At 43.1% G+C, this 12209-nt stretch carries 7 protein-coding genes; 1 reads left to right on the plus strand and 6 read right to left on the minus strand.

All coding sequences use genetic code 11. The features are described 5' to 3' along the window. The first annotated feature begins 396 nt into the window (after positions 1-396). Positions 397-1878, plus strand: coding sequence for a cysteine--tRNA ligase (cysS, locus tag CJF29_RS22750; protein ID WP_099147489.1), 1482 nt, complete (start codon positions 397-399; stop codon positions 1876-1878). A 140-nt stretch (positions 1879-2018) separates the two neighbouring features. Here the strand turns inward: cysS and CJF29_RS22755 are convergent, their stop codons facing one another. The 6 genes from CJF29_RS22755 to CJF29_RS22780 form a co-directional block, all read right to left on the minus strand. Further along, positions 2019-4880, minus strand: a complete 2862-nt coding sequence (locus tag CJF29_RS22755) for a chondroitinase family polysaccharide lyase (protein ID WP_099147490.1) — start codon at positions 4878-4880, stop codon at positions 2019-2021. 113 nt (positions 4881-4993) lie between these two features. After that, positions 4994-6544, minus strand: coding sequence for a sulfatase (locus CJF29_RS22760; protein ID WP_004298319.1), 1551 nt, complete (start codon positions 6542-6544; stop codon positions 4994-4996). Positions 6545-6696: 152 nt separating this feature from the next. Beyond that, positions 6697-7899 carry a glycoside hydrolase family 88 protein gene (locus CJF29_RS22765; protein WP_099147491.1) on the minus strand — a complete coding sequence of 401 codons (1203 nt, stop codon included), beginning with the start codon at positions 7897-7899 and terminating at the stop codon, positions 6697-6699. A 281-nt stretch (positions 7900-8180) separates the two neighbouring features. Further along, a complete protein-coding gene (locus CJF29_RS22770; protein WP_074559892.1) occupies positions 8181-9989 on the minus strand; it encodes a glycoside hydrolase family 2 protein in 1809 nt (602 codons plus the stop codon). Between the two features lie 39 nt (positions 9990-10028). Beyond that, complete coding sequence (locus tag CJF29_RS22775) at positions 10029-11105, minus strand: metallophosphoesterase (RefSeq protein WP_099147492.1); 1077 nt, start codon at positions 11103-11105, stop codon at positions 10029-10031. Between the two features lie 3 nt (positions 11106-11108). Next, entirely contained in the window at positions 11109-12194 is a 1086-nt protein-coding gene (locus tag CJF29_RS22780) for a family 43 glycosylhydrolase (RefSeq protein WP_004307466.1), read from the minus strand. Positions 12195-12209: the final 15 nt, after the last annotated feature.

Genomic DNA, 12209 nt, shown 5'->3' on the forward strand with positions numbered 1-12209 from the left:
ATTCACAGGAAGAATGAAGTCCTGGGAGAGAGGCTCTGTGGATATACATAACGGAAAACACGGTAAAAACACCGGATAGAAAGAAAAAGGAGGAAAAAAGGGAGATTGGAATCAAGAAAGGCTGAAAAAACAAGTATAAAAGCAAGCACAGGACATTAGGAAACTGCTGAAAAAAAATACAGATACAGAAGTAACCCCCATAAAAAATAGAAAACGTACAACAAAGGCTCCATATGCCCTAAGGGGCACACGAAGCCCTATTTCGTTTCATACCGGGAAACAAATCACATTACTGGTAAAAACGACCCGACACTTAAAATCAACCGATTAAAGATAGGGCGCATATTCAGATTTTATACTAACTTTGCGGTTCCAATAAAACAAATATAAAATGTTATGGAACATCAACTTACCATTTACAACACCTTAGATAGAAAGAAAGAGTTGTTTATACCGCTTCATGCACCTCATGTAGGCATGTATGTGTGTGGACCGACTGTTTACGGAGATGCCCATTTAGGACACGCCCGTCCGGCTATAACCTTCGATGTGTTATTCCGCTATCTCACCCACCTAGGATATAAAGTACGCTACGTACGAAATATTACCGACGTAGGTCATCTGGAACACGATGCCGATGACGGAGAAGACAAGATCGCCAAGAAAGCACGTCTGGAAGAGTTGGAACCAATGGAGGTTGTTCAATATTTCCTGAACCGCTATCATAAAGCAATGGAAGCGTTGAATGTACTTTCTCCAAGCATTGAGCCACATGCTTCAGGACATATCATTGAACAAATCCAACTGGTACAGAAGATTTTGGATGCCGGATATGCCTATGAAAGCGAAGGCTCCGTTTACTTCGATGTAGCCAAATACAATAAAGATTACCACTACGGAAAACTTTCCGGACGTAATCTGGACGACGTATTAAATACCACCCGTGACCTCGACGGACAAAGCGAAAAACGCAATCCCGCCGACTTCGCCCTTTGGAAAAAGGCACAACCTGAACATATCATGCGCTGGCCGTCTCCATGGAGCGACGGTTTCCCCGGATGGCACGCCGAATGTACTGCTATGGGACGCAAATACCTGGGTGAACACTTCGATATTCACGGAGGAGGAATGGACTTGATTTTCCCTCACCACGAATGTGAAATCGCACAATCGGTAGCTTCACAAGGCGACGACATGGTTCACTACTGGATGCACAACAACATGATTACCATCAACGGAACCAAGATGGGTAAATCACTTGGTAACTTCATCACGCTGGACGAATTCTTCACCGGTACTCATAAGCTGCTGGCGCAAGCCTACACACCAATGACAATCCGTTTCTTCATCCTGCAAGCTCATTACCGCAGCACGGTAGACTTTAGCAATGAAGCACTGCAAGCATCCGAAAAGGGTCTGCAACGTCTGATGGAAGCTATTGACGCATTAGATAAGATAACTCCCTCATCGGCCACTTCAGAGGGAATCAACGTGAAAGAACTGCGCGCCAAATGCTACGAAGCAATGAATGACGATTTGAATACACCGATTGTCATCGCACAGCTTTTCGAAGGCGCCCGCATTATAAACAATATCATTGCCGACAATGCCACCATCTCCGCCGAAGACCTGAAAGACCTGAAAGAAACATTCCATCTGTTCAGTTTCGACATCATGGGATTGAAAGAAGAAAAAGGCTCTTCAGATGGTCGTGAAGCAGCTTACGGCAAGGTAGTAGATATGCTACTGGAACAACGTATGAAAGCGAAAGCCAACAAAGACTGGGCTACTTCCGACGAGATCCGCAACACACTGACAGCACTCGGATTTGAAATCAAAGATACCAAAGACGGTTTCGAATGGAGACTGAATAAGTAACAAGAAAAGAAAGTGCTCAACGCACCTTGTACATACAAAGAAGACCGGCTCACCACGAACCGGTCTTCTCTTTTTTCATAGAAACATGATAACTAATACCCTCTCTTTAAATTCTTATTTTCTCTTATCTTATTCACTAATTATTTATTTTCCATGAGCATTTCAACCGGCTGTCCATGCTGACAAGTTACCGTCAGTACGGTCTGGTCTCCCTGCTGTTCCAACCGGACATTTTCCATCGGGCTTGTCAATGTCCAATGCCCTTTAAGCCGTATCTCCTTAGTAATAGGACGACTGGGTTCTTTCGTTGTATACGTCTTCTCTTCTATATTCAGATTCGGATCACAGACGCTTAAACGGATCCCCTTATCAGATTCTTTTGCATACATCACCATTGTTTCCGCAGGAATAGCCACGAACACTTTATCAGTGGCAGGCTGATAAGCTTCAAAAGCAGCATACGCCGTGATACCAGTCTTTTTATCATAAACAACGTGAGCAGTCTGATCCCGTTGCAACACCTCGTATGCAGGAGTTTTGCGCAGTTCGTCGAGATCGGAAGCAGAAGGCTGTATCAATACCATATATTCATAAGTCCCCTCTTTCGGCGCCTTGCCATGTTCTATCCAGGCAGAAGAAAATTTTCCTTTGGTTATTTCACGCGTCTTTTCATGCCGTGATTCCTGTTCTGCCACCTGTGCGCGAACGGTTCCGTCCACTACATGATAATAATTGTCATAACCATCATGAAGCCAATAGTTATCCTCTCCTACTTTGGGCTCCTTACCATTATATTTTGTCTGGAAAAGAGTGGTTTCCGTAGGATAGTCCGCATTAGAGTTCGAGATACCTGTTCCCAGGCAAACCATCCGGTTATCAAAACAGAATACGGATTTACGGGCTACAAAGTCCGGTGTGAAATTCTCATAATCCCGTTCTGTTAATTTCATAGCGAAGATTCCATTTTTACCATCTAAAGAACTGCTTCCGGAGAAATTCTCTTTGGAGCGTGCCATAGTCGTTCCTTTCAATGGACTATCAAGCAAGTCGAAAGGCAAATGAATGGTAGTTGTACCCGGCAAACGGTTCCAGTCCCATCCCTCCTGCACAAAACCGCTTCCGGCACGTGACACGGGATTCCCTTTCCCCATAATCTGCACGGAGCCATAACTCTGATAACGTCCGTAACGGTTATCTTTCGTATAAATTTCAGAGCCCCATACGTCAGTGGTATACCCTTTCAATGTCACCATCCAGTCCGCACGACGGAAAATGCCTGCCGAACCATAGTTGTAAACGAAGAATCCCTGTGGAGCCTGTGCCGGTTGAATACCTTCCTTCTTGAAGAAACGCGCATTCGGAGTATCACTATTGCGTATCAGACGCAAATAGTCGGCAGCCAGACCGCGATCAAACGTATTTCCCTGACCGGACAAATCGCCGGATAAAGCGATATTGGCAAATGCTTCGATATCATCGCTTCCCATCTTCCCTCCAAAAGGATGACGACCACTGATTCCGATGCCCCATTCATAGAAATTGCAATAATTGCGCATAGCAATAAAGGCTGATTTCATGTGTTTGCGCGCATCTTCGGTCAGTTCAAAACTTGTACCATTGGTAAATGCAATATATTCTCCTACCGTCGCAAGTACTCCAGTGGTATATCCCGGATAGAAACCGCCATGATGGAAAGTCGTACCGTCTACCTTTATACCACCGATCGTTCCCGGAGTATAACGCAAAGAAGAAGATAACCAACGTGACAATCCGCTCAACGCTTGCGCCTGTTCTCTTGCATCGGGAAACATCATAGCGGAAATAAATTTCGCCATCAATAACGTATGCCAGGAATCCAACAATTCATCACGTGTTGGAGAGCATGTCTGACGAGTTTCTTGCAGAGCCGCCCAAAAACGCAATGTGGAGAGATAAGCATCACGATGAGGATGTTTATAGATAGCATCACGCATCAGCCAGGCAGTTGTATATATCTTACGTACCTGATAACCATAATGATGATTGGTGCCCATACCGCTACCATAGGCAAATCCCTGATCGATAGCATAGTCGAATACGGTAAAGTAGTTTTTCTTTGATGTTTCGTTCTGGTTATAATAAGCATCATAGGCAAAACCGGAAAGCATCGTTTCAATATCGTTCCATGACATTTCTCCTTTCTTCTTGTCCTGTTCATCAGGAGTGACAATAGGAGTTCCTATAAATCCCGTCCCAGCGATGGATGGACTGATAGCCGCTTTCTCAAATGTTTTATAGGCAGCATTAATAGGCCCTTGCGGTGCCTTTTTCACTTCCAGAAAATCTGTCAAACGTTGTTCGATAGTCTTCAGTTCCTTCTTTTGTTCGCTTGTCAATTTAGAAGGCAGAGGAATATCATACGACTGTTGTTCCCATTTCCACACGAGACACCAATGCCACAGGTCACGATTAGACAGCCCATTATTGGTAGGCAACTGCTGGTCGGGAGTGGTACGAAGATTCATTTTCTTTTCCGGAAAAATCAGACGGTCAAGAAAGATACGTCCCTTCCGTTGCGGGGCAACCAGGCGATAGGCTACAATCTTCTTATCTTTCTTGTCGCCCTGCATATACTCAAAAGAGATCCAGCAAGCCCGCCAACCTGCTGCCTGCAAACGATAAGAGAACCAGTAAGAGACTTCTCCCTCCTTATTCAGAAACTCAAAACGAATAGAATCCTGCTGCGGTTTCTCATTATAAATCCACAAGGTAATGCCGAACTGCTTCTCGTTTCTCGTATTCAACGATAAAGGAGCAATTTGAACATCCAGCGTAGAACCAGGCTGAAAGTCCCATTCCAGACTACTTTCACCCTCCTTGTAAAAAAGAGAAGAGATTTTCACTTCTCCCTTTCCGGAAACTTTAAATGCTTCGGGCACTTCTTCTTCAAATCCGATGAGTTGGGCGAAAGCTGAAGGAATGATTCCCAAAAGGAATAATACTATAAAACAACTGTTTTTCATTACTATTTTCAATTTAAACGCGGATGCGGATTAACACCTATTATTGTCGCAAAGATTTACTCCTAAAATTGGCACTTATTTGCGTTAATCAGCGTTTTATAAATTACTAATCGCTAATAAGGTATCCGATCCGACAGAATCTTTTCCGTATACCAAGGATCATTAATTTCCTTCAACATAGCTCCCATTTCACCGCAAAGTTGTGCCACAATCTCCTTATTTTCTTCCAAAGGCAGGTTATGCAGTTGATATGGATCTTTTACATCATCGAATAAGAGGCTTTTCTTCAATTGCTTCGTATCACGGTCGATATATAACGCCAATGTATATTGAGCCGTCTTGATACCTCTTGAAGAAGGGAAGTAAGTCTGCACCAATCCATTTTCATCTTTATCGCCATCTACATTCTGAATATACAGTGCACCTGTAGGACGAACAATTTCAGCCTTTTCATCGAAGAAAAGAGGAGCGAAATTACGTCCCTGCACTTCCGCCGGAATAGAATCACCCAATCCGCACAAGCCAAGCACCGTAGGCATAATATCAGGAGCGGAGAGCAATAAATCATCTACCCTCGGCTGAATCTTACCGGGAAAACGAACCAGGAACGGAATATTCATGGATTCAGAATAAGGGGAATTCTTCGGATCATCAGTGCGCTGGCTACACATCGTCTCACCATGATCGGAAGCAAAGATTACGACTGTATTCTTATCCAATCCCAATTCTTTCAATGTCGTCAAAATCTGTCCGAAAGCACGGTCTACTCCGGTAACGGAAGCGAAATAATAACGTGCAGACTCCGCTTTCTTCATCTTCAAATCGACATTCGGACGAATCAACAGACTATCCAGAGGCTGATCTTTATAAAGATTAAAATCCTGCTCTTCACAGTCATTCAAGGAGCGATACGGGCTGTGAGGAGGATTCATACCCACCATTATGAAGAAAGGTTTCTTGGTATCACGTACGTTACCGTCATTTTTCAGATAAGAAATGACTTTGCCTGATTCGTGCAAAGGTGACCATTCCTTCGGATCGTGTCTCTTACCATCCGTATCCCAATAATGCGGGTTCTTGTGTTCGTCAAATGTTCCGTAAGAATACCAGTAGTTAAAGCCGTGCCGGCGTTCTTTCGGTGTATAGGCATCCCATGCCGGACGTTTTTCTTCCACATACTGTCCCGGATGTTCGGGATCGTTCGGAGTCGGGAAGTCAGCGTGAAGTTTACCAAAATAAGCACAGTCATAACCTGCTTTGCTGAACACATCACCGATACATTCCGCATCCTCGCGTAAGGAACTGATCGGACGTGTAGAATTGCAATTCAATGGTACACCGCTTTTGTTCGGATACATACCGGTCAGTAACATTCCACGATGAGGGCTACTCAACGGGCAGTTACTCTGTGCAGACGACAAGACCATAGATTCACGTGCAAAGGCATCCAGATTAGGAGTATGCACGGGGTCTCCTTCAAAGTTTACTTTATCCCGGAATCCGTCCTGCCTCCAGAAGCCCATCGCCTGGTTACGGTATTGATCGGGAAATACATAGATTATATTAGGATGCTCCGCTTGTTGGGACGCTTGTTTCGGAGCCTTGCAACCTTGTGCGGCAAACAGCGTCAAGCCTCCTACAAGAAGGTTTATAGGTTTATTCATGATGATTTATGATAAATGATTAAAAACAGGTAAATGACAAACGGTCAATAGAAAGTTATAGACAGCAAGTAGCGAATGATAAACGGTAAACATGTTCCGTCAGAATCCGCTAAGCATTCACCGTTCACTGTTTACCGTTCATTATCTATTTCTTATTTCTTTTCCAAATCTCTTTTACGCATCAGTCCTTCCAGGAAGTAATAGTCAGCATAGTTCAGAGGAACGTCAATTTCCTGACCGTGAGGAATACTGCCAACCGAATGCATCAGAATAAAGTTTCCATTTGTTCCAACTTCTGCGCGATAAGCAGGTGAGCCCAAACTTTCCATTATCTTATCAGCCGTTTCCTTGTAGTGGTTGCCCGGCAGATAGCCATCCAGTTCATAAAGGGCAGAGGCTGTACAAGCTGCTGCAGAAGCATCGCGCGGTTCGTTCTGAATATTCGGAGCATCATAATCCCAGTATGGTACGAGGTCTTCCGGCAGGTTCTTATTATTAAAAATGAAGTTATAGACCTTTTGTGCCTGGTCGAGATATTTCTTGTCTTTGGTATAGCGATAGCAGGTAGTATATCCATACAGAGCCCATGCTTGTCCGCGAGCCCAAGCCGATTCGTCGGCATATCCCTGTGCAGTTTGTCTCTTACGCACTTCTCCTGTCTCCGGATCGTAATCTACCACATGGTAGCAGCTGTTGTCCGGACGGAAGTGGTGAGCCATTGTTGTATCAGCATGTTTCACTGCAATATTGTAGAAAGTAGAATCTCCGGAAAGAGCTGTTGCTTCAAATAAGAGTTCGAGATTCATCATATTATCAATAATCACCGGACATTTCCATCCCCGTGTTCCCTGCCAACCTTTATCGGCATCCCATGACTGGATAACGCCTGCATTCGGACGAAAACGAGTGGACAATGATTTGGCAGCTTCTATAATGACGTCTTTGTACTCTTTCTTATCTGCCATGCGATAGCCGTTCAGATAACTGCAACCGATCATGAAGCCTACATCATGATGCCATTTCAGATATTTCACAGAATCAAGAGCTTCTGTGTATTTCTCAGCCAGCGGCAACCATTTCTTATCACCCGTCAGATTATAAGTCAACCATATACTACCGGGAAAGAAACCGGAGCACCAGTCTTCCATCGGTATGTAAGAGATACTCCCATCTTCGTTGATTGTTCTCGGATTCAAGATTTTACCGGACTTCTCGATAATGTCCGTCTGGATTGTGTTCTGTGCCACAGCGTTGTCGATGTTGTCCTGAATAAAGTCTACTTCAACCTTTTTTTGTCCACCGCAACTCGTAAAGATCAATAGGGAAAGTCCTAATGCGCTAAGAATTGTTTTCATAATACAGGGATTATTTGTTAAGTGATTAATTTTCCTGATGGCAAAAGTAGTGCATTTAAATAGAATTGACCGACCTAAATAATCCAAATGAAGGACAATTTTGGTACATTTCACTGAAAAATGAAGGAATGGATAGAATTATATATTCAAAAAAACAGAGTCCAGATACAAAGAAAGTATCTGAATTCTGTTTTCTCAATTATATAATATTGCAAACTATATCTATAATTCGAATGGCTACAGATGAGTTTTTTGTTCAGCCAAATAGCTAATCCGGCTTCTTACTTTAAACTTTCACAAATTTCCGTATTTGCCCTCTTCAATTTCTGTTCATCCAGTTTTATTACTTTGCGGTCGTATGTCATCAATCCGTTCACTTCGATCTCAACATCTGTAGTCTGTGTATAAACAGCAGCCGAGAATCCACGTACAATCATATCCTTCAGCATATTAGCATACTTCAGATACTCATCAGTAGCTTCTTTGGAAGTACTAAACTGAACATACCCCCAATTACGATTCGGCTCCCAAAGATGCTCCTTCAGCACTAAACCAATTCCTCCATACTCTCCGAGTACAGTTGCACGCTGTGCGTCATATAAATACATCTCCGGACCGGGATAATTATGCAAATCGAGCATATCACCACAGGTATAATGATTACCTCCACTGGCAGGATTCACTAAACGGGAAGGATCATATTGCTTTGTCCATTCTGCTATTTCAGGGGTTTTAAACTGCCCCCAAGCCTCATTGAAAGGTACCCATGTGCCAATACAAGGATAAGAGTAAAGGCAGTCGATAATTTCTTTCCATTCTTTACGATAAATAGCCTCTGATTCAGTAGACCGTTTAAATTCTGTTCCCTCAAAATACTTCCGATTCTGCCACTCGGGATTCTTATCGCCACTCGGCATGTCCTGCCACACAATAACCCCTAAACGATCACAATGCGTATACCAACGGGCAGGCTCTACTTTTATATGTTTGCGAATCATATTATATCCAAAATCTTTTGTCTTTTGAATATCATATACTAAGGCCTCATCCGAAGGTGCCGTATACAAGCCATCCGGCCACCAGCCCTGATCTAAAAGACCAAATTGAAACAAGTCCTTATTATTCAATTGTAGACGCACTATTCCATTTTTATCGCGTTTCGTTGAATATTTACGCATGGCAGTATAGCTCTTAACCTTATCGATCAACTTATTTTCTGAATACAGACAAATTTCCATATCATATAAAAACGGAGAATCCGGCGACCACCACTTTACATCAGACGGCATAGCAATCTCAACCGGAATACCATTTACGGAACTTCCTACAGCCACCAACTGCTTTCCTTCTAATACCTTCACCTCCAATTTATCTGAAAGCATCTGATGATCTGTCATAACCTCTACTGTCAACTTATTCCTGTCAATATCAGGAGTCGTTTTGATATTGACAATCGACCGGATTGGCACGGGTTCTAGCCAAACTGTTTGCCAAATACCACTGACAGGAGTATACCAGATACCTCTCGGCTTACTAACCTGTTTTCCTCTAGGCTGAGGACCTTTATCAGTCGGGTCCCACACTTTCACGATCAATTCATTTTCCCCATTCAGCAAGGCAGGCGTGATATCAAAAGAAAAAGGAGTAAATCCTCCTGTATGTTGTCCCACCTTTACCTTATTTACCCAAACATCCGCTTTCCAGTCAACAGCCCCAAAATGCAATAAGATCCTATGTCCTTTCCATTTGGAGGGAACCGAGAATTGACGCTGATACCAAAGTTCATTCTTCTCCCCAAGGCTTTTCCCCACTCCGGACAAGCTTGATTCTACAGCAAAAGGAACTAAAATCCGACCATCATAACTTTGTGGCATAGCTTGACCTACCGGAGAAATAGCATAATTCCACAATCCGTTCAGATTTATCCAGTCAGCACGTTCCATAATTGGGCGGGGATATTCGGGCAACACGTTTTCAACATCTATTTTCGCCGCCCATTCCGTCATAATTCGACCGCCAACCGGTTTCCACTGTGCAAATAGATAAACACTATTAATAAGTATCACTAAAGAACATACAATTTTTCTCATCTACATTATTTCTATTAAGAGTATTTTTACTAGGTCAAGTTATTCCAATATAATATCAAACTGATCGTAAGGTGCCGTACGATGTGCCAGATGCCTGGTCAATTTTGAAATCCCAAACAAGGGAGAATAAGTACGTACTTTGATCGTTTTACCATCCGGCATAAATTCCAGAATGCGAAGCCAACCATCCCCTCCGTTCCCTTCCGGACCGCCTCCTACATATTGTACATTAAACGTCATTTGTGATACATCTTTCCCGGCACTGTTCTTATCCACCCGATAAGCCACATTATTCTCATATTCACCGGTGCCTCTTCCCACATGTCCGCAAAGTACGAGACGGATATTGGAAGAAGGATAAATAAGTTTCTCCCAGATAGCTTGCCCCGAGTTTTGTGGAGAAATCTTATACCCATCTTTCGTAACGCGCTTATTACCTATATCAAGATAAGAATGAGTGATAAAAATCACCTTATGATTCTTGTATTTCGGCTTGTTTACCAAATCTTTCGCCCATTGCAGAACTTCATCACGAGGCACAAACTCTACTGCTATAACCAAAATCTTTCCCCATCCCGGCTCATCAAACTCAAAAGCCGAATTCTCTAAAGACGCCCTGCCTTCACGATTAGGAAATTCACTGACACAGATATTCCGCCAGGTAGAATTTCGTTCAAAAGGAATATAATCAGGAAAATAAGTACGACCGTTTTCTGCGGCTTTGTATCCATAATCATGATTGCCTGCGGCAATAATATAAGGTACTTTGTTATCCAGTCTTTTCAAAGCCTGCGATGCTGCCTCCCACATTTCACGACTGGTCTGGTTCAGCATCTTACGGTTTAATACATTATTATCATTCTGCTCCACCAAATCGCCTGTACAAAGGACAGCTTTAATTTTAAGCGACTCTATATTGTCCGCAATCCATGCGGTACAAAGATCAAAAAGCGGCTGGTTAATATCATACTTGGTATATCCCTGTGGATCACCGAGCAAAATCATAGAAAAGGATTCCGGATTGACCAATTTCTGGGGATCAGCCCGATGCTGCGCCGGGAGACAAGTGACAGAAGCACACAATATCCCGGCCAATAAATAGTTGAATAGTTTCATAGATTACTCTTTTTCTTCTTCGTTTTTAAATACAGGTGCACGAGATACGGATGCCGGTGTGCCATTAGTAATATAAGGCCAGCCATCACTGCTCCATTGTATGCGGTCACACATCAATTGACGGCCATTATCTATTTTCGCTTTCTGCCAGGCATGATAGAAGAACCAGTCATTACCCTCATCATCCGTGATAATTTCGGAATTGTGTCCGGTTCCGGCAAACAGGTTATTACCCTGTAGAATTACTTCATTATAACTACTATTTTCTTTCATCACAGTACCGTTTTTACCCACATAAGGACCTTCGATATTTTTAGAACGCCCCACCACTACACGATACGTACTTCTTTCCTCTTCACAACAACTACCCGTAGAGCCAAATAGATAATAATAATTCCCGCGTTTATGAACCATGATGCCTTCTATTGAAGGACCCGCTATCTTTTCGGAAACAGCCCCTTTAATGGATAGACCGTCAGCACTTAACTCTACATAACGGATACCTCCTTCATAGCCTTTAGAAGTACTATTATAACTTCCCCAGAAAAGATACTTCTTACCATTATCTTCAAAATAACAAGGGTCGATGCACTGCATAGTACCAGAATTGTAGTCAAGAAGTTTTCCGTGATCCGTAAAAGGCCCTACAGGAGAGTCGCTGACCGCCACCCCGATACAACTATTCTTAGGCAAGTCCCAGTGCCCGAGAGTATAATAGAGCACATATTTGCCATTGATATAGTTAATGTCCGGAGCCCATAAGCGAGTGTCCGGCTGCCAGTTCGGTTTTTGCAGAAAGGCTGCCCCAGCATAAGTCCACTGTGTCATATTAGTAGATTTGTAAATCGGAATATAGATATTATCCTGTTGGGTAACATACAAATAAAAGTTCCCGTCTGCCGCATGAATTATTGTCGGATCAGGCAACTGTTTGCCGACTATAGGATTGGAGAATGAAACAGGGTTAGGTGTACTCCCCCCACCCCCATTTCCATTACCGTTACCCGGCCCATCCGGTTGTTCGTCAGAGCCACCGGAACATGCCATGATACACAATGCTGTTGCAATTAAAAAAGATAATTTTTTCATATATACTTTATTAGT

Origin of the sequence: Bacteroides celer, assembly GCF_002632415.2 — a bacterium.
Taxonomy (GTDB): domain Bacteria; phylum Bacteroidota; class Bacteroidia; order Bacteroidales; family Bacteroidaceae; genus Bacteroides.